At 68.0% G+C, this 24,226-nt stretch carries 22 protein-coding genes; 7 read left to right on the top strand and 15 right to left on the bottom strand.

Going from position 1 to position 24,226, the window contains the following annotated elements:
- Positions 1-28: 28 nt before the first annotated feature.
- Genes A5700_RS21870 through A5700_RS21860 form a run of 3 tightly spaced genes read right to left on the bottom strand, consistent with a single transcriptional unit; the run spans position 29 to position 4,439 of the window.
- Positions 29-1,375, bottom strand: coding sequence for a hypothetical protein (locus A5700_RS21870; RefSeq protein ID WP_068068284.1), 1,347 nt, complete (start codon positions 1,373-1,375; stop codon positions 29-31).
- A complete protein-coding gene (locus A5700_RS21865) occupies positions 1,375-3,045 on the bottom strand; it encodes an ABC transporter permease (protein ID WP_068068281.1) in 1,671 nt (556 codons plus the stop codon). The genes A5700_RS21870 and A5700_RS21865 overlap by 1 nt, the downstream gene beginning before the upstream one ends.
- Positions 3,045-4,439, bottom strand: a complete 1,395-nt coding sequence (locus A5700_RS21860) for a condensation domain-containing protein (RefSeq protein WP_068068279.1) — start codon at positions 4,437-4,439, stop codon at positions 3,045-3,047. The genes A5700_RS21865 and A5700_RS21860 overlap by 1 nt, the downstream gene beginning before the upstream one ends.
- A gap of 393 nt (positions 4,440-4,832) precedes the next feature.
- On the opposite strand from A5700_RS21860, the gene A5700_RS21855 reads away from it, so the two are divergent.
- Together A5700_RS21855 and A5700_RS21850 are read left to right on the top strand one after the other, a co-directional pair.
- Positions 4,833-5,183: a UBP-type zinc finger domain-containing protein gene (locus tag A5700_RS21855; protein ID WP_068068276.1), complete on the top strand. Its 351-nt coding sequence runs from the start codon at positions 4,833-4,835 to the stop codon at positions 5,181-5,183.
- A 64-nt stretch (positions 5,184-5,247) separates the two neighbouring features.
- Positions 5,248-6,897, top strand: coding sequence for an NAD-dependent malic enzyme (locus A5700_RS21850; protein ID WP_068068272.1), 1,650 nt, complete (start codon positions 5,248-5,250; stop codon positions 6,895-6,897).
- On the opposite strand, the gene A5700_RS21845 is transcribed toward A5700_RS21850, so the two are convergent.
- The 6 genes from A5700_RS21845 to A5700_RS21825 all read right to left on the bottom strand — a co-directional run bounded on the left by A5700_RS21845 (position 6,894) and on the right by A5700_RS21825 (position 13,659).
- Positions 6,894-9,668, bottom strand: a complete 2,775-nt coding sequence (locus A5700_RS21845) for an RND family transporter (protein ID WP_156671371.1) — start codon at positions 9,666-9,668, stop codon at positions 6,894-6,896. The genes A5700_RS21850 and A5700_RS21845 overlap by 4 nt on opposite strands.
- A gap of 50 nt (positions 9,669-9,718) precedes the next feature.
- Positions 9,719-10,117: an MmpS family transport accessory protein gene (locus tag A5700_RS21840; RefSeq protein ID WP_068068267.1), complete on the bottom strand. Its 399-nt coding sequence runs from the start codon at positions 10,115-10,117 to the stop codon at positions 9,719-9,721.
- 233 nt (positions 10,118-10,350) lie between these two features.
- Entirely contained in the window at positions 10,351-10,776 is a 426-nt protein-coding gene (locus tag A5700_RS21835; RefSeq protein ID WP_156671370.1) for a hypothetical protein, read from the bottom strand.
- Positions 10,777-11,046: 270 nt separating this feature from the next.
- The gene (locus A5700_RS21830; protein ID WP_068205013.1) at positions 11,047-11,916 is read right to left on the bottom strand and encodes a pyridoxamine 5'-phosphate oxidase family protein; all 870 of its coding nucleotides are present in this window, start codon (positions 11,914-11,916) and stop codon (positions 11,047-11,049) included.
- 56 nt (positions 11,917-11,972) lie between these two features.
- Entirely contained in the window at positions 11,973-12,149 is a 177-nt protein-coding gene (locus A5700_RS26675; protein ID WP_197502786.1) for a hypothetical protein, read from the bottom strand.
- A gap of 34 nt (positions 12,150-12,183) precedes the next feature.
- Positions 12,184-13,659 carry a hypothetical protein gene (locus tag A5700_RS21825; protein ID WP_156671353.1) on the bottom strand — a complete coding sequence of 492 codons (1,476 nt, stop codon included), beginning with the start codon at positions 13,657-13,659 and terminating at the stop codon, positions 12,184-12,186.
- Positions 13,660-13,998: 339 nt separating this feature from the next.
- On the opposite strand from A5700_RS21825, the gene A5700_RS27475 reads away from it, so the two are divergent.
- A complete protein-coding gene (locus A5700_RS27475; RefSeq protein WP_156671369.1) occupies positions 13,999-14,142 on the top strand; it encodes a long chain fatty acid-CoA synthetase Faa4p in 144 nt (47 codons plus the stop codon).
- 30 nt (positions 14,143-14,172) lie between these two features.
- Here the strand turns inward: A5700_RS27475 and A5700_RS21815 are convergent, their stop codons facing one another.
- Entirely contained in the window at positions 14,173-16,608 is a 2,436-nt protein-coding gene (locus tag A5700_RS21815) for a glycogen/starch/alpha-glucan phosphorylase (protein WP_068068409.1), read from the bottom strand.
- A gap of 262 nt (positions 16,609-16,870) precedes the next feature.
- Positions 16,871-17,194: a multidrug efflux SMR transporter gene (locus A5700_RS21810; RefSeq protein ID WP_068068254.1), complete on the bottom strand. Its 324-nt coding sequence runs from the start codon at positions 17,192-17,194 to the stop codon at positions 16,871-16,873.
- A gap of 88 nt (positions 17,195-17,282) precedes the next feature.
- Here A5700_RS21810 and A5700_RS21805 point away from each other — a divergent pair, with 88 nt between their 5' ends.
- The 3 genes from A5700_RS21805 (at position 17,283) to A5700_RS21795 (ending at position 19,569) form a co-directional block, all read left to right on the top strand.
- A complete protein-coding gene (locus tag A5700_RS21805) occupies positions 17,283-17,732 on the top strand; it encodes a DoxX family protein (RefSeq protein ID WP_068068407.1) in 450 nt (149 codons plus the stop codon).
- Positions 17,733-17,812: 80 nt separating this feature from the next.
- Positions 17,813-18,610, top strand: a complete 798-nt coding sequence (locus A5700_RS21800; RefSeq protein ID WP_068068252.1) for an SDR family NAD(P)-dependent oxidoreductase — start codon at positions 17,813-17,815, stop codon at positions 18,608-18,610.
- Positions 18,607-19,569, top strand: coding sequence for a phosphotransferase family protein (locus A5700_RS21795; RefSeq protein WP_068068404.1), 963 nt, complete (start codon positions 18,607-18,609; stop codon positions 19,567-19,569). Before A5700_RS21800 ends, A5700_RS21795 begins: the two co-directional genes overlap by 4 nt.
- A gap of 8 nt (positions 19,570-19,577) precedes the next feature.
- On the opposite strand, the gene A5700_RS21790 is transcribed toward A5700_RS21795, so the two are convergent.
- Positions 19,578-19,826 (bottom strand): hypothetical protein, encoded by a 249-nt coding sequence (locus A5700_RS21790; RefSeq protein ID WP_068068249.1) that lies wholly within the window; start codon positions 19,824-19,826, stop codon positions 19,578-19,580.
- 213 nt (positions 19,827-20,039) lie between these two features.
- Between A5700_RS21790 and A5700_RS21785 the strand changes: the two genes are divergently transcribed.
- The gene (locus A5700_RS21785; protein WP_068068401.1) at positions 20,040-20,681 is read left to right on the top strand and encodes an MspA family porin; all 642 of its coding nucleotides are present in this window, start codon (positions 20,040-20,042) and stop codon (positions 20,679-20,681) included.
- Here A5700_RS21785 and A5700_RS21780 read toward each other — a convergent pair whose 3' ends face one another.
- From A5700_RS21780 to A5700_RS21770, 3 genes are read right to left on the bottom strand one after another with little or no spacing between them, the layout of a single operon-like run.
- Entirely contained in the window at positions 20,682-21,974 is a 1,293-nt protein-coding gene (locus A5700_RS21780) for an acyl-CoA dehydrogenase family protein (protein WP_068068247.1), read from the bottom strand. It lies immediately after the preceding gene.
- Positions 21,975-22,011: 37 nt separating this feature from the next.
- On the bottom strand, positions 22,012-22,788 hold the full coding sequence (locus A5700_RS21775; protein ID WP_068068241.1) for an enoyl-CoA hydratase/isomerase family protein: 777 nt from the start codon (positions 22,786-22,788) through the stop codon (positions 22,012-22,014).
- Between the two features lies 1 nt (position 22,789).
- Positions 22,790-23,995, bottom strand: coding sequence for an acetyl-CoA C-acetyltransferase (locus A5700_RS21770; RefSeq protein ID WP_197502791.1), 1,206 nt, complete (start codon positions 23,993-23,995; stop codon positions 22,790-22,792).
- Between the last annotated feature and the right edge of the window lie 231 nt (positions 23,996-24,226).

Raw genomic sequence — 24,226 nt, 5'->3', positions numbered from 1 at the left:
TCCGCCGGTGCGGGGCTCAGCCCCACCCTCAAGGCTGGCCCTCGTAGCCGCTGTCGGCGCGCAGGCCCAGGTCGGCGAGCGCTCCGCAGGCGAGCTCACGCGCGGCCGCCGCGGTGTTCTCGGCGCCCTCGTGGTAGGCGGCCACGGTGAGGAACCGCGCGTCGCCGACCTTGCCGGTGGCGCAGAACAACTGGCCGCCGGCCTCTTCGACCCGACGGCGGGTGGCGCCCTGCTCGACGAGCCGGATGGCGATCTCGGTGGCGTCCGCTCCGTCGATGCGGCCCACCGCCGTGTCGATGACGCCGAGATTGGAGCAGCCCACCGGCAATTGGTCAACTGACATCGCGATGTCCTCGGCGCGCCGGACCAGCCATCGCGGAGTGAACGGCACGAGCGGCAGGCCGGCGAGCATCGCGTTGGGCTGCTGCCGCAGCGCGCTCAACGCGCCCTTGAGGTCGGAGCGCACGCCGCCGAGCTCGGTGGCGACCGCGCGTGCGTCGACGGCCAGGGTGATCGAGGTCAACGCGTTGGCACGGTCGTCGTCGGCCGAGGTGCGCTCACTCACCGGCAGCACGATGGTCGCGGTGTGTCCGTCGGCGAGCACCCGGCCCGCGCGATCGGCGAGGCGGGCCGCGAACGCGACGAAAAGCGCGTTGCTGCTTCCGTCCAGGCTGCGCGCACGCGCTTCCCAGGCCGCATTGTCGGTCTGCAGCGTGACCGCCGGCAGGGTGATCGCTACATCGTCAACGGCATTGTGCGCCAATGCCTTACGTGTCGACCGCGGGACCTTGGCAGGACTGGCGTTGAACACGATCACCAAGGTCGCCAGGAGCGCGCGGAGCACCGTCGGCAGGGACAGCAGGGCTTCGGCGAGATCCTCGGCCACCGCGCGCCACCTGGTCCGCGAGCCGGGCAGCGGGTAGCCGAGGTTGCGGCGCTCCTTCTTGACACCCTCGGTGATGGCCTGCACGAAGGCGAGCCCGTCGACGACGCAGTGCGAGGCGACCAGGGTCACCGCCGCGCCGCCGTCGTCGAGCGGCAACACGCCCAGATGGAAGGCCGGGCCATGCTCGGGGTCGACGGGCACCTGCGCGCGCTGTTCGACCCACGCACCGAGCTCCCACCGGGGCCGGGCCGGCTCCACCGCGACGGGGGGCGGGCGGCCGCCGAGGACCCACCGATGCCGGCCGAACGGCAACGGCGACCGTTCGATCCGCCGCCCAAGTAGGCCGGCACTCAGATGGTCGGTGAAGGCTCGCAATTCGTCGACGTTGACGTCGCGGTCGTAGAGCCACGTGCATTGCGCCGCGCTGCCCTGACCGGTGGCGCGCAGCCGCAGGAAAGCAGCCTGGTCCAGCAGCCCGAGCCGTCCCACTAGCACCCCGCTTCGGCCGCGGCGCGATAACCGCGGATGGCCGCGGGCGCGAATACCACGACCAGCGCGGCGGCCCACAGGGCCACCTGCCACAACGGCCGCAGCACCGGCCCGCCACCCGCCAGCGCTCGCATCGCCTCGATCGTCGGCGACATCGGCTGGAAACGCACCACGGGTTGTAGCCAGCCCGGAAACTTCTCGGCGGGCGCGACCCCGGTGTTGAGGAACAACAACACGACGCAGCCGGCGCCCAGCCAGGTCACCATCGCCTTGCCGTCCGCGCGAACGGCGATCGCAATCACCACCGTCGCCATGCCGGCCGAAATCGCCACGGGCAGCAGCACAAAGGTGAGCGCGCTGACCCAGCCGTGGCTGAACCTCAGGCCCAGGGCGATTCCGAAGACAGTGAGCACAACAGCGGAGGTGGTGGTGCGGGCGGCTTCGGCGACGAGTCGGCCGGCCAGAGCGCTTGCCCGATGCACCGGCTGCACCCACAACCTCGCCAGCAGCCCCGACTCCCGTTCGGCCGGGAGCGCCACGCCGACGCCCACAGTCCCGAAGATCGCGCCCGCGACCGCGCACATCGGGACCAGACCGTACACGCTGTCGTGCCCCGTCACCGTGAGCACGGCCTTGCCGATAAGCAATTTGTACACCAGCAGCAGCAGCGTCGGGAACAGCAGCGCCTGCACGGCGACCACCGGGTCGCGGCGCCAGCGTTGCAAGAGCCTGCCCGTCTCCGAAGCGCTCTGACCCACGAATGCCGCCATCGGGGCGGTGAACGAACGCCGTTCTCTGACAACGGGTTTGGCCACCGAAATCGCCGGCGTTGCCGTGGAAGCCGGCGCGTCGTCGCGCGTGGCCCGGGCGGTACGCCGCCCCACCCCCGATCGCGCTGCGGCACAACGCGCCTGCATCCGCACCGCAAGCACGGCGAAAAACGCCAACGAACCCAGGCACCAGGCCAAGGTCACCGTCAGATCGCTCGGCGCGACGTGACCGGCGGCGAGCCCGCGCAGTGTCGCGGTGACCTGCGAAACCGGCTGGAACCGGACGAACGGCCCCAACCAGGCCGGAAACGCCTGCGCCGGAGCGATGCCCGTGGACAGCAACACCAGCACCAGTTGTGGAAGGAAGAGCAGTTGGCTCGACGACTCGACGGAGCCGACGCGGCAGCCGAGCGCGTCCGCGCCCAGACACACTGCCATCGCGAAAGAGATGACGATGACCGCAAACAACACCGCCGTGCCGGTGCCGCCGGCCAGGCGGAACCCGAACGGCCACCCGATGGCGACCGCGGCGACCAACGCGATCACCGCGCGTAACAGGCAGTACAGCATGCGCGCGGTCAGCGGCACTCCCGCCGGAATCGGGTGCGTGCGCAGGCGCAAGCCGAACCCCGACAGTCGATCGCGCGCCGCGCGGTCGGCGGTGGTCATCGCACCGAACAGCATGGACTGAACGATCACCAGGGGGAGGACGTACTGCGGGTAGGTCATCGGCCCGGTGTCGATGAGGCTGCCCAATACCGCCGTGAACCCGAGGAAGCAGCCCACCGGCGCCAGGACCGCGAACAACAGATCGGCGTCGCGGCGCGCGCCCGACAACGTGCGCCAGGTCAGCGCCGCTAGAGCATTGACGTTCTCAGCGGCGGCAGAACGGGCCTGCATCAGGCATCGGTGTGCGGCCCGGCGCCGTCACACGCGCGGGTGAACTCGGCGCGCATCGTCTCCACGTAGCGCTGGATGGACCTGCGTGCGACGGCGGTTCCGGGATAGGCGACTACCAGCTGCGTGCTGTCACGCATGCGATTGACCCACATGCACACGGTCTCCGAGAGGCGGTTGTCGCCCCAAATACCGGCGCGCAGGCCGTCGAAGTCGTTACCGAACGGCAGCTTCCGGATGTCGATGTAGGACAACATCGGGACGGGCCGGTCGGGAACCTCGATCGAACCCGACGATCCGTCCGGCGTCTCGAGCAGGTGGTAGTACGGCACCGCGCCCAGCGCCGAGTTCGCGTTGAACGACTCCTGTGCGGCGCTGGCCACCGCGCCGAACGACGCGCCGGCGGTCGGGATCGCCAGCGGGACGAAGCTGGCCAACCAACCGACCGTGAGGACGTGCGCAGGATCGCGACGGTTGTCGAACGGTGTGAGCCCGAAATACGTTGCGGCGCCGGTCAATCGACGCTCGGTCAGCGCGGCGCAGGCGAACACGCCACCGCTGAACCGGGCGCCGGCCGCTCGGCACACCGCTTCGAAGCGCTCGCCCTGATCCCCATCCATCATGTCGAACACCTCGATGGCTCCCGGGGTGTCGGCGGTCGCCTCGCCCAACTCCAAGGGAAACCTCGGCAGCGCGCCATTGTTGGCCGCCAGAAACGCGTGCCATGCCCGAATTTCGGGTGACTCGTCGGTCAGGCTTGCCGTGTAGGCGCGCTGCGTCGCGCTGTATTCACGGTGGCTGGCAGCGGGAATTACCGGGGCACCTGCGTTTTCAATCGCGGAAAAGTACGTGGTCTGAATGTCCAGAAAGATCACCCCGGCCGACATGCCGTCGGCGCGCAGGTGGTCAATGGCGATGAAAATCGTGAACTTGTCCTCGGCCTGAACAACGCCGAAGGTGAAGCAGTCCCATTGCAGCGGATCGGGGGTATCGAGCAGCAATTTGCGAATCTGCTGCGGCGCCATCCTGCCGAGATCCGTGGCGGCCAGCGTGATGGCCTGCGGGTCGGGCAAGACGTAACGCACCACTTCGTCGTTGTCTCGAACAGCGAACCGGTCGTGGTAGGTGTCGTGTCGCCGCACGTGCGTGTTCACCGCGTGCGTCATCGCGTCCATGTCGCAGGTGCCACCGATTTCCCACGCGCCGATGCAGAGCCGGGGAATGTCGCGGCCGAGAGCGACCTGACGCCGGTAATACTGAAGGTGCTGGGATTGCTGATAACTCACGGGCGCTGGGTGCGGCTGCGCGTCGGCGGCCTGCGCGAAAGTAGACGCGGTGGGAAACCAGCAGGCGACGGTGCCCTCGGCCGTCCAGTTGTCAACCGTGCCCAAAAACATGCCCCCCACCTTTCGCCCGAGAACTGGTGACGCCATCCCGTTCCGAAGACCATAACTTGATCTTGTTCGCTTTGCTGAATGACGTTGAATATTGGTCCCACGAATATTTCGGCCCCCTCGCCGCTGCGTAGCCTATGGGGTGCACTGAGGTGCGCAAAAATTCCGCTCACGACGCTTCGAAGGCGGCGCTGGGGCCGCCACCAGCACGTGAGCGCCAATCATCGACGCCCGGCGGCGCGCAGAGTTCACTCAAGCTACGCCTGACAATTACCCATGGGTGTTCTCTTTGGCTGTGCGCGGCGACGCGATGCGGCATACGGTTAGGACCCGGTGCGTCCCGTCGGGGCCACCACGCCGTCGCGGGCGTTCAGTCAGCGGGGAAGGACGGGGCCGGTGAGCGCTGCCGTCGACCCCTCGGTGCCGCCCAGCGGGACCGGGTGCGTGGAGTGTGAAGCCGCCGGCGGTTGGTGGGTGCACCTACGCCGGTGCGCGTCGTGCGGCCATATCGGCTGTTGTGACGACTCGTTGTCGCGGCACGCGACCGCGCACTGGCGCGAGAGCGGTCACCCGATCATCCGTTCGTTCGAGCCGGGCGAGGACTGGTTCTGGGACTACGACAGCAACGACTACTACGAGGGTCCGGAACTCGCCGCGCCGGAATGCCGCCCGACGGATCAGACCGCGCCGGGGCCCCGCGGTCGAGTTCCGCGTAACTGGGTGGAGCTGCTGCGTCAGCGAACCTGATGACCATTCCCGAGGAAGAGGCCCAGGAAGAGGCCCAGGAATCGAACGAGAGGGGCCCGGGACAGTGTCTGACCCGAAACGGGGACAAGCCAGACTGTTCGACGCGCTGACGACCAAGGGCACCGCCTTCACCGAAAGTGAGCGGCGCGAGTATGGGCTGTTGGGCCTGCTGCCCACGGTGGTCAAGACCATCGACTCGCAAGCCGCCCACTGCTGGCATGAGTTCTCCACCCGGCGCGACGATCTGGACCGACACATCTACCTGCGCGCGCTGCAGGATCGCAACGAGACCCTGTTCTATCGGGTGCTGCACGATCACATCCCCGAAACGTTGCCGATCGTCTACACCCCGACCGTGGGGGAGGCCTGCCAGCGCTTTGGCGAGATCTACCGCCGTCCGCGGGGGTTGTTCGTCTCCTACCCGGACCGTGATCACCTCGACGAGGTGCTCAGTAACCGGCCGCAACGCGACGTCGACGTGATCGTCGTGACCGACGGGCAGCGGATTCTCGGGTTGGGCGATCAGGGGATCGGCGGGATGGGCATCCCGATCGGCAAGCTGTCGCTCTACACCCTGATCGGCGGGATCGATCCGGCCCGAACGCTGCCGATCGTCCTCGACGTCGGCACCGACAACGCCGAACTGCTCGACGACCCGTTGTATCTGGGTTGGCGCCACCGACGAATCGACGACGACGAGTATGACGCGTTCATCGACAAATTCGTCAGCGCCGTGCGCCAGCAACTGCCCGATGTCCTGCTGCAGTGGGAGGACTTCGCCACCGTGCACGCGCAACCGATCCTCGAGCGCTACCGCGACCAGTTGCTCACCTTCAACGACGACATCCAGGGCACGGCCGCTGTCACCCTCGGTGCGCTGCACGGGGCCGCTCAGGTGGCCGACCGGCCCCTGGCGCAACAGCAGATCGTGATGCTCGGCGCGGGTTCGGCGGGCATCGGTGTGCTGGACATGATCCGCCGCGAGATGGTGACCGAGGGGCTCTCCGACGAGGCTGCGCGGCAACGGATCTGGGTTGTCGACGTGGTGGGCCTGTTGACCGACGACCGCACCGACCTGTCGCCGGGCCAGCGCGCCTTCGCGCAGCCGGCCGCGCGGGTCGGCGACTGGGACTTGTCGGGGCCGGCGCAACTCGCCGACGTCGTGCACCACGTCGACGTCGGCGTGCTGCTGGGCCTGTCCACGGCCGCGGGCGCATTCACCGAGAGCATCGTGCGGGAGATGGCCGCAAAGACCCAGCGTCCCATCATCTTTCCGCTGTCCAACCCGACCAGCCGCGCCGAGGCACACCCCGCGGAGTTGGACGCCTGGACGGACGGGCGCGCGCTGATCGCCACCGGTTCGCCCTTCGCGCCGCTGCAGCGCGGCGGCGTCACGCGGACCATCGCCCAGTGCAACAACGTCTACATCTTCCCGGCGATGGGGCTGGCGGTGACCGCCGCGCAGGCGACGAGGGTGACCGACGAGATGATGCGGGTCGCCGCCGCGACGCTGGGCGACGCCTCACCGGCTCTGACCGATCCGGACCTGTCGCTGCTGCCGGATTGGGCCGACGTGCCCGATGTCGCCACCCGCATCGCCCACGCGGTGGCCGTCCAGGCCGTCGCGGACGGGGTGGCCCCGCAACGCAGCGAAGACGAACTGGCGCAACGCATCACCGAGGTGCGCTGGACGCCCGAGTACCCTGACGCCTAGCGCTGGGGCAGTGGCCGGTTGCGCACCAGTGTCGGCCACCAGAACCACGGCCCCAGGATTCGCAGGATGGACGGCACCACGAACGAGCGGACGATCAGGGTGTCGAGCAGCAGGCCGATGCACACGGTCGACCCCACCTGGCCGATGGTCCGCAGATCGCTGGTGAGCATCGCCAACATGGTGAACGCGAATACCAGGCCCGCCGAGGTCACCACACCGCCGGTGCTGCCCAGCGCCCGGATGAGGCCGGTGTGGATGCCGCCGTGCAGCTCCTCCTTGACCCTGTTGATGAGTAGCAGGTTGTAGTCGGACCCGACCGCTACCAGGATGATGAACGTCAGCGGCAGAACGAGCCAGTGCAGGTGCAGGCCGACCAGGTGCTGCCAGAACAGGATGGACAACCCGAACGCCCCAGCATAGGAGAACGCCACGGTGCCGGGAATCACTAAGGCCGCCACCAGACTTCGGGTGATGAACATCATGATCAAGAAGATCAGCACGAACGCGGCGATGGCGGCGATCATCAGGTCCGACATCGCGTACTGCTTGATGTCCTTGTCGTTGGAACCCGAGCCGCCGATGTAGATGCGGGCGCCCGCCAGCGAGGTCTCCTTCAGGATCGTCTTGATCGCATCGGGGAACTGTTCGACGTGCTCGACCCCTTCCGGCCCCATGGCGTCGCCCTCGTGGGTGACGATGAACCGCGCGGCCTTGCCGTCCGGCGACATCATCAGCTTGATGCCCGTCTTGACGTCGTCGTTGTCGAAGCCCTCGTGCGGAATGTAGAAGAAGTCGTCGCTGCGGGACTTGTCGAAGTCGTTGCCGACGTTGATCGAGTCGTCGTAGGTCTGCTCGGTCTGGATGGACTGCAAGTCGGCGGATCCGTAGCTGTTGACCAGTTTCGACTGCAGCGCCTCGGTGTCGTCGGCGGTGGCTTTCAGTTGCGCGATGATCTGCGGGAAGGCCTTATCGACTTCTTCGAGCGACACCCTGGCGTCCGCGATGTCGTCGGCCAGCTTGTCGATGTCGTCGATCGTGTCGAACAACGACCGAAACGTCCAGCAGATCGGGATGTCGAAACAGTGCTTCTCCCAATAGAAGTAGCTCTTGATGGGCCGGAAGAAATCGTCGACGTTGGAGACTTCGTCCCGGATGTCGTCGCTGACCCGTTGCAGGTCTTGCACCGTCAGCACCGTCTGGTGCAGTTCGTCGGAGACCTTTTGGAAGAACCCGATCTCCTTGCGCAGCACGGCGACTGAGTGTGCCTGGATGTCGGCTTGCGCGTCGGTGTTGGAGTTCTGCTCCTTGTTGAACGGCAGTTGTTGGCCGTTGCCGCTGCCCTGCGTGGTGAACAGGTACGGGATGCTGGCGTGTTCGAGCGCCCGTCCCAGTGGACGCGTCATGCCCTGCACCATGGCCACGCCGCGCAGCCGGATCAGGGCTCTGGCCACCCGGTCGAGTGAGATGAAGTCGGCGGAGTTGCGCATGTCGTGATCGGTTTCGACCATCAGCATCTCGGAGAACAGCTTGCTCTTGGGGAAATGTCGATCGGCCGCTTGGAAGCCGAGGTTGGCGGGCGCGTCGTGCGGCTGGTACTGCCGGTCGTCATAGTTCTGCCGGTAGGTGGGCACGAAGATCGCCCCGATCATGACGACGGCCGAACTGGCCACCAGGATCGGCACCGGCCAGCGCACCACGCTGGCGCCGATACGCCGATACAGGTGCCCTCTGGCATTGGTCCTCGGGTCGAACATGCCGAAGAGGCTGCCGATGGTGAGGACCGCCGGGCCCAACGTCATCGCCGCCGCGATGGTGAACAGCATGGTGATCGCCACGGCGGGCCCCATGGTGTGGAAGTAGTTGAGGCGCGCGAAGGTCAGGCAGTAACACGCGCCGGCGATCGTCAGGCCGGAGCCGATGATGATGGGCGCCACGCCCTTGTAGGCGATGTAGAAACTGTCTTCTCGGCTCTCACCGGCCTGGCGCGCCTCGTGATATCGGCCCATCAAGAAGATGCCGTAATCCGTTCCGGCGCCCAGGGTCAACGCGATCACGATGTTGACGGCGAAGGACGACAGCTCGATGTACCCGTAGTGCCCGAGGGTCGAGACGATGCCCTTGGCCACGAGCATCTCGATGAGCACACCGAGCAAGGGCACCAGCAACGTGGAGGGCGCGCGGTACACCAGCAGCAGCATCACGACGATCAAGATGATCGTGACGATCGTGACGTTGTTCAGGCTGGCGTTGGCGATGGTCAAGGTGTCCGAGGCCAGCGGTGCCGCGCCGCTGACGTAGACCTTCAGCCCCGGGGGCGGGGTGTCTTTCTTGATGATGTCGCGGACGGCGTCCACGGACTCGTTCGCCTCGATTTGGCCGATGTCACCGGCGAGCCGCAGGAGCACGTAGGTGCACTTGCCGTCGACGCTCTGCGCGCCCGCGGCGGTGAACGGCTTGCCCCACAAATCCATCACGTACTGCACGTGTTTGGTGTCGCGCTCGAGCCGGCGCATCAGATCGTCGTAGTAGCGGTGGTCCTGGTCGGCCAGCGGCCGGTTCGCCTCGAACACCACCATGGTCAGGTTGGTCGAATTGGATTCGTGGAACTTCTCGCCGATGTGCAGCAGCGCCCGCTGCGAGGGCGCGTAGTGCGGGACCATCGGGCCGGCGAGCTCTTCGGCGACCCGTTCCACTTGCGGCATAAAGGCATTGGTGGTGACGGCGAGGAAGCCCCAGAAGAAGATGATCGGGATCGCGAAGGTGCGGACCATCCTCGGGATGAAGGGCCGCTTGACGCGCGGCTCCTCGAAGCGGTGCTCGCTCACGCCGATTTCACCCTGCACTCGACGTCGGCGTCTTGGTGCTGCCCCGACTGCTCATCCCGGACGACGCCGTCCACCAACATCCGGCAACCCACCTGGCCGCCGTGCACGTGCACCGAGATGCTGCCCGACGCCACGGTGAGCGTGGTGGTTTCGGTGTGGCTCCAGGGCAGCGTCGTGACGTCAACCTGATGCGGGTGGCCGTCGACGTCGACGTAGACCAGCTTGCCGCCCTGCCCGGCCGAGCCGAACACCTCGTAGGTGATCCGTTTGACGTTGAACTCCTCCGGCGCCTGCGGGCCGTTGACGGTGATGACCGGCTCCGGCTCGGAGAACTGATGCACCTTGTACATGCACAGCAGGCCCACGCCCACGGCAACAACCGCGACCAAAGGCATCCACGCCCGCTCCAGGACGGTCCTGCCGCTCAGCCGAGGGCTCACTCGATCACCTTCTCGAATCCGCTCCCACTGCGGTGACTCCGCACGACGCGCACGGAGCCGCTATATCAATCAGCCTGAGATATAGACCAGCAAAGATTACCAGGATGCGAGCGGAATGCGAACTGGGGCGCCATCCCCGATGAGCGATGCGCGTCAAGCATCGTTGCATCATATGGCTTATGTTTGCCTCAGGCCAGCTTTTGTAAACGGCGTTTCAGTCTGACATGACTGAGCATCCGCAGGCCCAAATTTGTCGAGGTCAGCATGGGTATCACGCCCAGGAAGGTGCGTTCCGACGGCGTGGCGCCGTGCAGGTGCTCGAGGCTGCCCAGCACGTAAAAGCATCCCAGCATGAATAAAGCGCCGGGGATGGCGATCGACAGCGGGGAGGTCCGGTCGGCGACGATCCGCCGCGCGAAGTCGAGCTCTTCGGCGGACATCGGCTCGCCCTTGCGGACCTTGTCCAGGACCGCCTTGTGGCTGCCGATCTGTTCGGCCAGCGGACTGGACGGCCGATTGCGTATCCGTCGCACGCCGACGAAGGCAACGGTGGCCGACAGTACCGACAACCCTATGGCGAGGACCGCCAGGTAGCCGAAGAAGATCGAATCGATCATCGGGAATCCTTTTACTCGAAAGACTTCCCGGACGCTACCGCACCCATGGCCGCCGGCGCTGCCCTCCGGGCCCCGCGGCGCCGCCACCCAGTCGAGGCACGGTGACGCTCGGGGAGCCAAAGGCGTTGCCACAACGTGGTTTCGGCGCCGTCGGCGCGCTTGGTTGCTACCGAGCGGCCCGTCGCCGCCGGCCCCAACAAGGCGCCGGGGCTGGCCCCGCGGATCCCGCTGCTCGCGACACCTGCGGATTCGAAGGCGGGTCTTGAGTTAGGCGACCGCCCGGCCGGGTGGGCCGCCCGACGCGGTGACGGCGCGCACCGAGAAGGCGACCCGGCGTCCGACGCCGCCGTCGTCGGCGTCGTCACCGGGGTCGGTCCATTGGACTTCGGCGGTGCCGGACAGCTGCAGGGCGGCTCCCGAGGCGAAGTCGACGAACAACAGGGCCGCCTCGTTGTCGACCGCCAGGTTGCCGAAGCTGTTGAACATGTTGTTGCCCGGATAGTCCGGCCACCACAACCCATCGGGTGAGTCGACGCGGACGAATCCTGCGGGGCCGCCCCGGTGCGACGCGTCGCTGCCGCGGGTGGGATGCGTGGTACCGAGGAAGAAGGTGTCGGCGGCCTGGATCATCGCCCGATCGGCGGGCGTCAACGCGGTCGCATGCCGGGTGCCGATGGACCCCGCGGCCGCGATCGCAGGAACGTTGACAACCCGTGGGTGGATGTACTGCGGGCAATTCCCGTAGGCCTGGTCGACGCGCACGGCGAGGCCCCGACCGTCGCGCTCGACGAGCGTGCCGTTGACCCGCAATCGCCGCCGGGCGGCGAAGTCGATGGCCACCATGCCGACTTGCTGCCCGGTTGGCATGTCATGCAACGCATCACCGGCACGCGGTGCGGCCGAGATCTGCAGCGTGCGGCCGCAGCCGCGCAGGAAGCCCGCCGGCCCGCTCAGCGGCGACACCCAGAGCACACCGTTGCCGTCCCGCCCGGTGATCGCGAGAAAACCCTGTGCGGCAAGGAATTTCGCGGCGCCGCTGGACAATCCTGCGGGGTCCACCATCCGCTCGAGCCGCCTGGCGTCGGCCAACACGCCGGCGCGCCGCTGGGTGGCCAGCTCACCTTCGTGGTAACCCATCGCGCCACCTCCACCGCGAACCAACGCCGGCGCCGCCGAAAAGCTTCCCGGTGAGCTCAGCGCCTGCGGTCCCGCAGCACGTCGCGCACGACGAGCCCGACCAGTGCGAGGAGGCCGAACGGCACGAGGACCCGGAAAGCGGTCGAGGCGTGGCCGTACAGCAGCACGTAAACGATGAGGCCGATGACCGCCATCGCAATCAGGATGCCGCGGTTGATCCTGTCTGTGCTCACTCGCTCAACCTAACCTGCCGATCCGGCGTCCCGTTCAGAAGCCGAAGTTGCCGCCGCCGGAATCCGAACCGCCACCGAAGTCGGAGCCGCCCCCGAAATCCGAGCCGCCCCCGAACCCACCGAAGTCGGAGCCGCCGAAGTCTATCCCGCCGCCCGAGTCATAACCGCCGCCCGAGTCGTAGCCGCCACCGAAGTCGTTGCCGTCGAAGTCGACGTCACCGCCACCCGAGTCCTGGTAGCCCGAGAACCCGGCGTCGGCCTGCTGGCTGTCGTAGCCCGTGCCTTGGCCGTCATAGTTGGCATCGGCCAGTGCCGAGTCCCGGCCGGCTTCGAAGCCCCGGTCGTAGCTGCCGCCCCAGTGGTCGTCGAGCAGCGCGTCCATCAGCAACACGTCGGTCAGAGCCCAGCCCCAGCCGGGGCCCCAGAACGCATACGGGTAGTAACCGGGGTAGAAGAACACACCGTTGTAGTAGCCGCCGCCGTAGTAGTGCGGGTATCCGGGCTGCGGGCTGGTGCTGTAGTTGTTGTTGTTGATCGTCACCCGCTCGCCGGTGTCCGGGTTTCGCGTGTTCACCTCCGCCTGCCGACGGTCGCGCTCGGGCACCGCGGCCACGGCCTCGACGTTGGGCTTGGCCCCCGGGTTGATCTTCTGGTTGGCCTTCGCCACGGTGGAGGCCACCACCCGCAGGTGCGCCCGCGCGGCGCCATAGTCGCGCTTCTCGTACGCCGCGCGGGCGTCGGCCAGGCTGGCGTTCGCCTTCAATGATTCGGCGCTGACGTCGACGCCGCTGTTGGCGAAGACCGCGTTGTCGAGGTCACCCACCTCCGAGGCGGCGACGATCAGCTCCTGCTTGAGCTCCTCCCGAGCCTCGTTGCTGTTGCGGCGCTTACGGTTTCGGCTGACGGCGAACCACAGCAGGCCTCCCGCCGCCAGCGCGATGCCGATGACCAGCAACGCCGCCGAGAGCCAGGCCCAGTTGTTGTGCTTCTCGTGGACGGCCGGCGAGGTCTTGACGGGCGTCCCGGACGCCACGTTGACTCCGGCCAGCTTGCCGACGAATTCACTGGTCGCACCGTAGGGGTCGTCGCGATGCGCCCGAGCCGACTGGCGCATCAGCGGATCGACCGCATCCGCGACCGCCCTGGGCACGTTGAACGCCCGCACGTGATAGCCCTTGGCGTCGATCACCAGGATGACCCCACTGAACCCGGGATTGCGGCTCACGAAGGCGTTGTGCACGGCGTCCGCCGTCGTCACCCCCGTCTGATCGGGCGCCACCGCCGCCACCCAGACCGGCGGGGTCGAGGTCCACGTCCACGAGCTGGACAGAATCTGCTGGTTCAGTTTGTCCGCATCCTGCAGCGGGGGGTTCGCCGTGGCATCGGCCACGACGTGCCTCTGGTCGTTGAACCGGCCGACCAGCTGATCGGTGTACGCGTCGGCCCAGGCGGACGGCGCCGCCAGCATCGCCAACACCAACACCACGGGGGCCAGCACGAGCCTTCTCATACGTCGAATCACCATTCTCCTGCCACGAGTCGCTGCCCCGATCCTTGCCGCGGACGCCCGAAACGTCCACTGCCGCCCCGCGACCACGACCACCAACGCCGGAACGTCATCTTCCGTTTAGCCGGCCCCCCTCGGCCGATTAGGTTTTTAACCTCGACCGGCATTACAGTTGCGCGCGGTTTGTCGTCGACTCAGGGAAAGAACATGCCCATTCAGCCCACCCTTCGGCGTGCTCAGCCGTTGCGCAGCGGCCGTGTCCAGCGTTCCGGCCACCGCGTCAACCGCCCGACTGTCGGTCAATGCTTTGACATCGAGGTCACCCGCGTCACCGACGGCTGGATGATCCGGGTACCCGAGGTCGGCGGCGTCGCCCACGCCCCCCGCCGCGCCGCCGTCGAGTCGGCGGCGCGGGAGTGCATCGCCACCCGGACCGGCATCCCGATCGGCTACGTGTCCGTCTTCATCGCCAGCGAGACCCTGTAACCGCGGTCAGTCCTCCGGCCGCGGGACCCGTCAGATCTTGACGGTCAGTGGCCAGACGTTCCAGATGTCGTCGCAGTATTCGGCGATGGCGCGATCCGAGGAGAACTTGCCGCTGCGCGCGGTGTTGAGGATCGACATCTTGGTCCACGACTCGCCGTCCAGCCACGCGGCGCTCACCCGGGCCTGGCATTCGACGTAGGAGGCATAGTCGGCGCACACCAGGAAGGGGTCGTCGTAGCGCAGGTTGTCCACCAGCGGCTTGAACACCTCGGTGTCACCGTGGGAGAAGGTGCCGTCGGCGATCAGGTTGAGCACCGCGCTCAACTCGTCGTTGCTGTCGATGTAATCCGCCGGCCGGTAGCCGCTGGCCTTGAGCGCCTCGACCTCCTGCACCGTCAGGCCGAACAGGAAGAAGTTCTCTTCCCCGGCCTCCTCACGGATCTCGACATTGGCCCCGTCGAGCGTGCCGACCGTCAGCGCGCCGTTGATCATGAACTTCATGTTCCCGGTGCCGGAAGCCTCCTTGCCGGCGGTCGAGATCTGCTCCGACACGTTGGCCGCCGGGTAGATCAGGTGCGCGTTCTGCACGTTGAAGTTCGGGATGAACGCGACCTTGAGTGACTTGTTCACCTCGGGGTCGCTGTTGATGGTTTCGCCGACGGCGTTGATCAGCTTGATGATCCGCTTGGCCAGGAAGTAGCCGGGCGCCGCTTTGCCGCCGAAGATGAAGGCCCGCGGCGGGATCGCGAGCCCGGGGTTCTGCTTGAGCCGGTAGTACAACGCGATGATGTGCAGCACGTTGAGGTGTTGGCGCTTGTATTCGTGAATCCGCTTGACCTGGATGTCGAAGATCCATTCCGGGTTGAGCTCGACGCCGGTCTCCGCGCGGACGAACGTGGCGAGCCGGCCCTTGTTGGTGCGCTTGATGTCGCGCCATTGCCGGCGGAACGAGGAGTCGTCGACGAAGGGCTCCAGTCCGCGCAGCCGCCGCAGATCGGTCAGCCAGCCGTCGCCGATGGTGCGGTCCAACAACTCCCGCAGGCCGGGATTGGCCAGCGCGAGGAACCGGCGCGGCGTCACGCCGTTGGTCTTGTTGCTGAACCGCTCGGGCCACATCTCGTAGAAGTCTTTGAGCACACTGTCTTTCAGCAACTCCGTGTGCAACGCCGCGACGCCGTTGATGGCGTGGCTGCCGACGGTGGCCAGGTGTGCCATCCGAACGAACTTGGCGCCGTCCTCACCGATGAGCGACATCCGGCGAACGCGGTCGGAGTCGCCGAGGAACCGCGTGCGCACCTCGTTGAGGAAGCGCCGGTTGATCTCGTAAATGATCTCCAGGTGCCGCGGCAACGAATCGCCGAACATCTGCAGCGGCCACGTCTCCAGCGCTTCCGGCAGCAGGGTGTGGTTGGTGTAGGCGAACGTCGCGACCGTGATGTCCCAGGCCTCTTCCCATTCCAGCCCGCGCTCGTCGACCAGCAGCCGCATCAGTTCGGCGACACCGATCGACGGATGAGTGTCGTTGAGCTGCAACGCGAATCGCTGAGGGAGCTCGCGGACACCCGCGTCGGCCAAGTCGTCCATGATGTGCAGGACGTGCTGCAAGGAGCAGGACACGAAGAAGTGCTGTTGCAGCAGGCGCAGCCGCTTGCCGGCTTCGGGCTCGTCGTTGGGGTAGAGCACCTTGGTGACGGTCTCCGACGTCACCTCGTCTTCGACGGCCTTGTAGTAATCACCGGTGTTGAAGGCCTCCAACGCGAACGACTTGACGGCCCGCGCGCTCCACAGCGTCAGCACGTTGCAGGTGTTAACGCCGTAACCCTGAATGGGGGTGTCGTAGGCGACGCCCTTGAGCATCAGGCCCGGCACCCAGCGGGCGCGCTCACGGCCGGCGTCGTCGGTGTAACGCTCGACGTAACCGCCCCACTTGACCAGGTAGTTGACGTCGGGTTTGGCGATTTCCCAAGGGTTTCCGCGGTCCAGCCAGTTGTCGGTCTGCTCGACCTGCCAGCCGTCATGGATCTCCTGGTCGAAAATGCCGAATTCGTAACGGATCCCGTAGCCGATGGCCGGACGCTCAAGCGTGGCCAGCGAGTCCAGATAGCAGGCCGCCAGGCGGCCCAGGCCGCCGTTGCCCAGGCCGGGTTCCTCCTCGCACGCCAGCACCTCGTCCAGCCGCTGGCCCATCGCGGCCAGCGCGGACTTCGCCGCGCCCTCCAGGCCCAGGTTCAGCAGGTTGTTGCCCAATTGGGGGCCCATCAAGAACTCGGCCGACAGGTAGCAGGTCACCTTGCGTCCGAGGTCGAGGGAGGTCTGCGTCGACGCCACCCGGCGGTCCTGCATGCGGTCTCGCACGGCAAGCGCCAGCGCCCGATAGTAGTGCTCGGGCCGCAGCGCCGCGGCCGGGCGCCCGATCGAGTACCGCAGGTGGTCGGCGATCGCGCGCTGCAGCGCGGGCGCGCCCATCCCGGTGCGGGAGTGCTCGGTCAGATCGGCGGGCCGGGAGCCGGCGGTCGACAAGCCGTCGGTGGGGGTCTGTTCGACGTCGGTCATGTGAGTCCTACTCCCTAGAGGTGATGGCGCACCGCATCCCGCAGATGCCCGGCGCCGCGCTCGGCGTCAGTCTGGCAGCGATGTTTGCACATCAGGCGCGCAATTGCGGTCCGAAACGTGAACGCGAGTACACGCGCGGACGTCGAGATGGCGCCTCGCCGCGGCGGCCCGGCGGTCAGTGCGCGCCGGAAAGGTTCAACGTGACAACCCCCGCGACGATCAGGGCGACGCCGACCACCTTGGCCACCGAGATCGGGGAGCCGAGAAACAGCACGGCGATCCCGACGATCGTGGCGGTGCCGATCGCCGACCACAGCGCATACGCGACGTCGGTCTGCATGCCCCGCGAGATGCACACCGCGAGGAGCGCGAACGAGGCGGCATAGCCGACCAGACACCCGACGGTGGGCCACGGCCGGCTGAAGCCCTCCGTGCTTTTGAGCAGGCTGGTCGCGCCGACCTCGGCGAAGATCGCGCCCAACAAGAGCAGATACGTCACGACGCCTCCTCGCGTGCACACCGAATATGTATGTGTACCCGACGACGCCTGCGCCGCCGGCGTGCGCCGCGACCGTAACCTCGGCACTGTGACAAACGCTTCCCACGGTCGCCTCGACGACCGCCTCGCCGGCTATGCGCCGGCCGTGCTGAGTCTGTTCCGCGTGGTCTACGGGCTGCTGTTCGCCGCCTACGGCTCGAGAAGCCTGTTCGGCTGGCCGGTACCTTCACCGGTTCCCGTCGCGGCGGGCTCCTGGCCCGGCTGGTACGCCGGGTTGATCGAACTGGTCGCGGGCTTACTCATCGCCGCCGGGCTGTTCACCCGCGCGACCGCCTTCCTGGCCTCGGGGGAGATGGCGGTCGCCTACTTCTGGATGCATCAGCCCAAGGCGCTGTGGCCCGTCTCCGATCCGCCCGCGGGCAACGGCGGCGCGCTGGCGATCCTGTTCTGCTTCGCGTTCTTCCTGCTGGTGTTCCTGGGCGCCGGCCGGTACTCGGCCGACGCCGTGCTCGCCCGGCGCCGCCCGGCGTCAGCCTGACGCTTCCGCCGCGACGGTGAAAATGGCATTCTCTGCTATGGAGAAGCCATTTTCACCCGTGTGGAGTGTGGAGGTCGACCATGGGCGCGGAACGCTGCGACGGCAAGGTGGCCCTGGTCACCGGCAGTAGTCGAGGACTGGGCAAGGCGATTGCCGTGCGGCTGGCCGAGCGCGGCGCCACCGTCGCGTTGACCGCCCGCACGGCGGACCCGGACCCGAAGTATCAGGGATCGCTGAGCCAGACCCGCGACGAGATCGTGGCCGGCGGCGGAAAGGCCATCGCGGTGCCTGCGGACCTCTCGGCTGCCGAGGAACGCGAGCGGCTGTTCGCGGCCGTCGTCGACGCGGTCGGTGCCCCGGACATCCTCGTCAACAACGCCGCGGTGACCTTCCTGCGGCCCCTCGACAGCTTTCCCGAACGACGGGTCCGGCTGATGCTGGAGATGCACCTCGTAGGTCCCCTGCACCTGAGTCAACTGGCGATCCCCGCCATGCGGGAGCGCGGCCGGGGCTGGATCCTGAACCTGACCTCGGTGGGCGGCGAGCTGCCCGCCGGACCGCCGTTCAGCGACTTCGACCGCGTCGCGGGCTTCGGCGTCTACGGCACGGCGAAGGCGGCGTTAAACCGGCTGACGAAAAGCCTTGCGGCCGAACTGTACGACGACGGCATCGCGGTCAACGCCGCTGCGCCGACCAACCCGGTGGCGACCCCCGGTGCCGGCACGCTGGATCTGGCGAAGACCGACACCGAAGACATCGCCCTGATCACCGAGACCGCGTTGCGGTTGTGCACCGGCGACCCCAAGACGCTGACCGGGCGCATCGCCCACACCCAGTCCTTCCTGGCCGAGGTCGGTTGGCCGGTCCCCGCGCCGTGAGGGCCGAGCTCGACCTCGACGCGTTGCGGCGGCGGCTCGGCGGCGCCGGTGTCGGCGACGTCACGACGCTGTTCGGGGGAGCCTCCAGCCTCACCTTCGCCGGCGCCCTGCGTGGCCGGCCGGTGGTGATCAAGGTCGCGCCGCCCGGCGTCGCGCCGGTGGCCCACCGCGACGTGCTGCGCCAGGCAGGCGTTATGAAAGCCCTTGCCGGGAGCGGAGTCCCGGTCCCAGAGGTGCTACACGAAGACCCCGGGAATCCGCCCGGGGTGCCGCCGCTGTTCGTGATGTCGCGCGTCGCCGGCGACTGCGTGGAACCGCTGTTCGACGGCTTCCCGGCGACGCCAGACGTCTACGAGCGGTATCGCGCCGCGTGCCGGGTCATGGCCGCGCTGCACCGCCTGCCCCCCGAGCGGTTGGGCCTGGGCGACGAAGCGGTCGTCGACCCGATCGCCGAGGTGCGGCGGTGGTCCGACACGCTGCAGACCGTCGACCCCGCGCTGGTGCCCGGTTGGCAGGACGTGCGTGACGCGCTCGCGCGGTGCGCCCCGGCGCCCATGCGGGCCAGCGTGGTGCACGGCGACTTTCGGCTCGGCAACCTGCTGGCCTGCGGCGCCGCGGTGAACGCCGTCATCGATTGGGAGATTTGGTCGGTCGGCGACCCGCGGATCGACGTCGGCTGGTTCCTGATCAACTGCGACCCCCAAACCTACCGGCGCGTTCCCGCCTCGGCGGCCGCCGTCCCGGCTCTGGCCGACCTCGTCGCGCTCTACCGCACCGAGGTGGGCGCCGAAGTCTCCGACCTGGGATGGTTCGAGGCGCTGGCCTGTTTCAAGTCCGCGGCCACCTGGTCGCTGATCGTCAAACACAATCGGCGGCGAAATGCGCCGAACGCCGCGTTGGAAGGCATGGCGGCGACGCTGCCCGGTTTGCTCAAGCGGGCGCGGGCGTCGCTGGACTGACGCGGCGGTCAGCCGCAATTCGCGTGCAGGTTCTCGCAATACATCCCGACGCCACCCCAGTCGCCCGAGGAGCCGACCGCGTCTTCGAGGGGGTTCGTCATCGTCGTCGGGAACTGGATCTGCCATTCGTCGATCGAGGGCAGGTCGGGCGGCTGGCCGGGGTCGGGCGAGGCCAGCGCCGTGCCGGCACCACACGTCAACGCCGCGGCCGTCAGCGAACCCGCGAGCAGCACACCGGCGCGCCTGCGAAATGCCATCGCGGCCCCCTTCGTCGCCGTGCTGAGCTGGAGGCCGATTCTACCCGCGCCGCCCACGTCGCATAAGAGTCACGAAGGCACAACATCTTCGAACGGGCGGCCAGCAAATTCCGAGACCGGGTGAGGAGGCTGCGTACGTTGTCGTCCGTGAGGCCGATCGCCGTCGTCGCTCGTCGCGTCCTGGTGGCCGCCGCCTGCGTCACGCTCGCCCTGATGACCGCGCCCGCCACGGGCGCCGAGCCCGAGGTCGAGCCGGCCGGCGCGGCGGCCCCGGCTCCACCGGCGGGCGGCGCGGTGCCGTCGAACCCGCCGGTCATCCTGAACACCCCCGACGGCTGGACCCTGGGTCTGGGCGCGAAGGACGAGATGCAGATCCCGGTGCCGCCGCTGACCACGTCGGTGGCGTCGCGGGAGTACATGGCCAGCGGCATTTTCGTCGGGTCGCTGCGCGGTTCCGAGGAGCCGCACGGCGTGCTCGAGGTCGGCTACCAGATCGGGTGCGGGATCGACATGAGCACGTCGAACGGCGTGATCATGGAGGGCGGCGCCGGCATCATCCCGGGCGTCAGCCCCACCTTCGACACCACGGGCACGCTGCCGCCGCTGCTGCCCTACGTCTCCACCCCGATCAACGGTGTCATGAGCATCGGCCTCAAACCGGGCCTCGTCATCGTGGTGCCGGTGATCAAGAAGCAGTTCAAGGGCGCCAATCCCTGGGTCATGATCAGCAACTTCCACGTCAAGATCGACGGGTGCGTCGGGCAGTCGTTCATCCGCTCCTACGCGGTGCTGACCCGCATGACCGACCTCTCCGACGTGGTGCTGTCCTACGTGGGCGTGACCAAATCGGTGTGACTAGCGTGGGATACCCGCCAACCGGTCGGCGAACTTCGCCTCGGCGGCCGCGCGCAGGCGCAACAGATGTTCGGTGGGGAACATATCGGGCGAGGGATCGCGGTCCTTCAACAGCAGCCGGGCCAGCGTCACCTTGTGCACTTCGGTCGGCCCGTCGGCGAGGCCGAGCACGAACGATTCGACAAGGTACTGCACGAACGGCATCTCGTGCGTGGTGCCCAGCGAGCCGTGCAATTGCAGCGCGCGTGACGACACGTCATGCAGCACCTTCTGCATCATCGCCTTGACCGCGGAGATGTCCGCGCGCACCGCCTTGTAATCGTTGAATTGATCGATCTTCCAAGCTGTTTGGAGGGTGAGCAGCCGAAAAGCCTCGATCTCCATCCACGAGTCGGCGACCATTTCCTGCACGAGTTGTTTGTTGGCCAGCACCTCGCCCTGCGTATACCGGGACACCGCGCGTTCGCAGATCATGTCGAAGATCCGCCGGACCAGGCCGACGGTGCGCATGGCGTGGTGAATCCGCCCCCCGCCGAGGCGGGTTTGCGCGACGACGAACGCGCCGCCCCGCGGCCCCAGCATGTGATCCGCGGGCACCCGGACGTTGTCGTAGCGGACGTAACCCTCCCGTCCGCCGCCCACCGGCTGGTAGCCCAGCCCCACGTCGCGCAGCACGTTGATGCCTGGGGTGTCACCCGGCACCATGAACATCGAATAGCGTTGATAGGGCGGCGCATCCGGGTCGGTCATGGCCATGACGATGAGGAACGACGCCATCGAGGCGAACGAGGAGAACCACTTCTCACCGTTGATGACCCAGTGGTCGCCGTCGGGCACCGCGGTGGTGCGAAACACTTTGGGATCCGCTCCGCCCTGTGGCTCGGTCATCGAGAAGCAGGAGACGATCCGGTTGTCCAGCAGCGGCTCGAGGTAGCGCGCCTTGAGTTCTGGTGTGCCGTAGTGCGCGAGGATTTCGCTGTTACCCGAATCGGGGGCCTGGGAGCCGAACACGATGGGGGCGCATTCCGAGCGGCCCAGTATCTCGTTGAGCAGCGCCAGCTTCACCTGTCCGTAGCCCGGGCCGCCCAAGTGCGGCCCGAGATGAGTGGCCCAGAGACCACGCTCCTTGACGACCTCCTGTAGCGGCGGGATGAGCGCCTGGCGCACCGGATCGTTGAGGTCATGCGACTCCTTGACGATCAGGTCGATCGGCTCGCATTCCTCGCGCACGAAGTCTTCGACCCATTTGAGTTGGCCAGACCACTCGGGGTCGGTCGAGAAATCCCACGACATGTGACGTCCTCTCTTCAGGCGGGAGCGGTTCGGCCAGTCACGACGACCACTTCTGGCGGCGGGCCGCCGCCTCGTCGGTGGCGTGCGAGATCACCTGGTTGCGGTTCTCCAGCTCCAGGGCGGCGGTCAGGTTCGCGGCGTCGGTGTTGACCTGCAAGGCGCGCTTGGTCATTCGCGCGCCGAGGGGAGAGTGAGCGGCGATCAGCGAGGCGAGCTCGAGCGCCCGATCGTCGAGCCGGTCCGGCTCGACGACCTCGCTGACCAGTCCGCGCCGATCCGCTTCGAGGGCCGACACCGTGCGCCCGGTGAGCATCCAGTCGGCGGCTACGCTGGTGCCCACGATGCGCGGCAGGTGATAGCTCATGCCCATCTCGGCGCCGGACAGCCCGAGCAGGATGGCGGCGTTGCCGAAGGTGGCCGCACGGGAGCAGATTCGAATGTCGGCGGCCAGGCACAGCGCCAGTCCGGCCCCGACGCAGGGGCCGTTGACCGCGGCAATCACCGGTTGCGGTAACGCGCGAATGGCTTCGGCCAGCGCGGCCATCCGCTCCTGGAAGCGCATCCGATCCAGTGCGGGTGCGGTGGCCTCCAGCATCGACGGCCCGAAGTCGCGCATGTCGATGCCCGCGCAGAAACCGCGGCCGGCACCGGTCAGCACGACGGTGCGCGCGGCGGGGTCGTCGGCGAGTTCGGCCAGCGCGCCGCGTAATTCGCTCTGCATCGCCTCGTCGATGGCGTTGAGCCGCTGCGGGCGGTTGAGGCGCAGCACGGTGACGCCGTCGTGCGGCCGCGCCAGCTCGATGGTCTCCGGCACGTCACACCCGCTCGACGATGGTCGCGGTGCCCATTCCGCCACCGGTGCACATGGTCACCAAACCCGTTGCCAGGTCCCGTCGTTCGAGCTCATCGAGGACGGTGCCGATCAGCATCGCCCCGGTGGCCCCGATGGGATGGCCCAGCGCGATCGCGCCGCCGTTGACGTTGACCCGTTGCGGGTCGATGTCCAGGTCGCGGATGGTTTTGAGCGGGACGGCGGCGAAGGCCTCGTTGATCTCCCATAGGTCGACGTCGGCCACCGTCATGCCGGCGCGGTTCAGGCAGCGCTGCGCCGCGGGGCCGGGCGCGGTGAGCATGATGATTGGTTCGCTGCCGACGGCCGCGGCCGCCCGGATCTGCGCGCGGGGGCTCAACCCGTGGGCGCGCGTCCACGTGGGCGAGGCGACCAGGACGGCCGCGGCGCCGTCGACCACGCCGGAGGAATTGCCGGCGTGGTGGACGTGGTCGACGCGATCGATCCTGGGGTAACGCAGCAGGCAGATCTCGTCGAAGGTGTGCGCTTCCCCGTCGGCGCGGGTGTCGCCCATTGCGGCGAACGCGGGCTTGAGGCGTGCCAACGCCTCGGCGGAGGTGCCGGGGCGCGGATGCTCGTCACGGCCGCAGGCGCCGCGCGGGGTGGCGACGTCGACCAGCGAGCGGTCGAACCGGCCCTGGTCGATCGCGGCGGCCGCCCGGCTCTGGCTCTGCGCGGCGTAGGCGTCGACGGCGGCGCGGTCGAAACCCTCCAGCGTGGCGATGAGATCGGCCGAAACGCCCTGCGGCACGGTCGGATAACGCGCCCGTAGGTCGGGGTTTCCGCCGTCGATCGTCGAGACGCCGGCGGTGACGTCCCAGCGCGACATCGACTCCACGCCGCCGGCGATCACCAGGTCCTCGTTGCCCGCCGCGATCGCCGACGCCGCGACGGTGACGGCCTGCTGACCCGAGCCGCAGAAGCGGTTGAGGGTCATGCCGGGCACGGTCTGCGGCCAGCCCGCCAGCAGGACCGACAGGCGCGCGATGTCGTCGCCGTGGTCTCCGCTGAGGATGCCGTTGCCCGCGATCACGTCGTCGACGTCGGCGGGGTCGAAGCCGTTGCGCTCCTGCAGGGCCGTCAAACAGCGGGCGAACAACGCCTGCGGGTGGACGTCGTGCAGGGCGCCGTCGGGGCGGCCCCGCCCCCGGGGCGTGCTGCCCGAGATGATCGACACCGACGACGATTCTTTCCTGGGGAACCTCCCCCAAGGGCTGAGCCACCTGGCGCTGATCGGCGCCGCGCTCGACCTGGAATCCTGACCGCTGCGCCCGGGGCCGCTTTCGATTCGCGCCGCCGCGGCACCCGTTCCCGCCACCGGCCCTAACCGCCGGGCGGCCGGGGCGGCGCCACCCGCGCCGCGCGGCACCTCCTCGGGACCACTACGACATGTGCCCGCCTC

Source organism: Mycobacterium sp. E1214 (assembly GCF_001666755.1).
Lineage (GTDB): Bacteria > Actinomycetota > Actinomycetes > Mycobacteriales > Mycobacteriaceae > Mycobacterium.
Note: the sequence above shows the minus strand (reverse complement) of the source record. Positions and strands in the feature narration are given on the sequence as shown.

What these genes read in the sequence shown, in the direction of transcription:
- A5700_RS21865 (WP_068068281.1), bottom strand. Translation starts at nt 3,045, where the DNA reads ATGCAGGCCCGTTCTGCCGCCGCTGAGAACGTCAATGCTCTAGCGGCG.
- A5700_RS21860 (WP_068068279.1), bottom strand. Translation starts at nt 4,439, where the DNA reads ATGTTTTTGGGCACGGTTGACAACTGGACGGCCGAGGGCACCGTCGCC.
- A5700_RS21845 (WP_156671371.1), bottom strand. Translation starts at nt 9,668, where the DNA reads ATGGTCCGCACCTTCGCGATCCCGATCATCTTCTTCTGGGGCTTCCTC.
- A5700_RS21840 (WP_068068267.1), bottom strand. Translation starts at nt 10,117, where the DNA reads ATGCCTTTGGTCGCGGTTGTTGCCGTGGGCGTGGGCCTGCTGTGCATG.
- A5700_RS21830 (WP_068205013.1), bottom strand. Translation starts at nt 11,916, where the DNA reads ATGGGTTACCACGAAGGTGAGCTGGCCACCCAGCGGCGCGCCGGCGTG.
- A5700_RS21825 (WP_156671353.1), bottom strand. Translation starts at nt 13,659, where the DNA reads ATGAGAAGGCTCGTGCTGGCCCCCGTGGTGTTGGTGTTGGCGATGCTG.
- A5700_RS27475 (WP_156671369.1), top strand. Translation starts at nt 13,999, where the DNA reads ATGATCCGGGTACCCGAGGTCGGCGGCGTCGCCCACGCCCCCCGCCGC.
- A5700_RS21815 (WP_068068409.1), bottom strand. Translation starts at nt 16,608, where the DNA reads ATGGGCGCGCCCGCGCTGCAGCGCGCGATCGCCGACCACCTGCGGTAC.
- A5700_RS21800 (WP_068068252.1), top strand. Translation starts at nt 17,813, where the DNA reads ATGGGCGCGGAACGCTGCGACGGCAAGGTGGCCCTGGTCACCGGCAGT.
- A5700_RS21790 (WP_068068249.1), bottom strand. Translation starts at nt 19,826, where the DNA reads ATGGCATTTCGCAGGCGCGCCGGTGTGCTGCTCGCGGGTTCGCTGACG.
- A5700_RS21785 (WP_068068401.1), top strand. Translation starts at nt 20,040, where the DNA reads ATGACCGCGCCCGCCACGGGCGCCGAGCCCGAGGTCGAGCCGGCCGGC.
- A5700_RS21780 (WP_068068247.1), bottom strand. Translation starts at nt 21,974, where the DNA reads ATGTCGTGGGATTTCTCGACCGACCCCGAGTGGTCTGGCCAACTCAAA.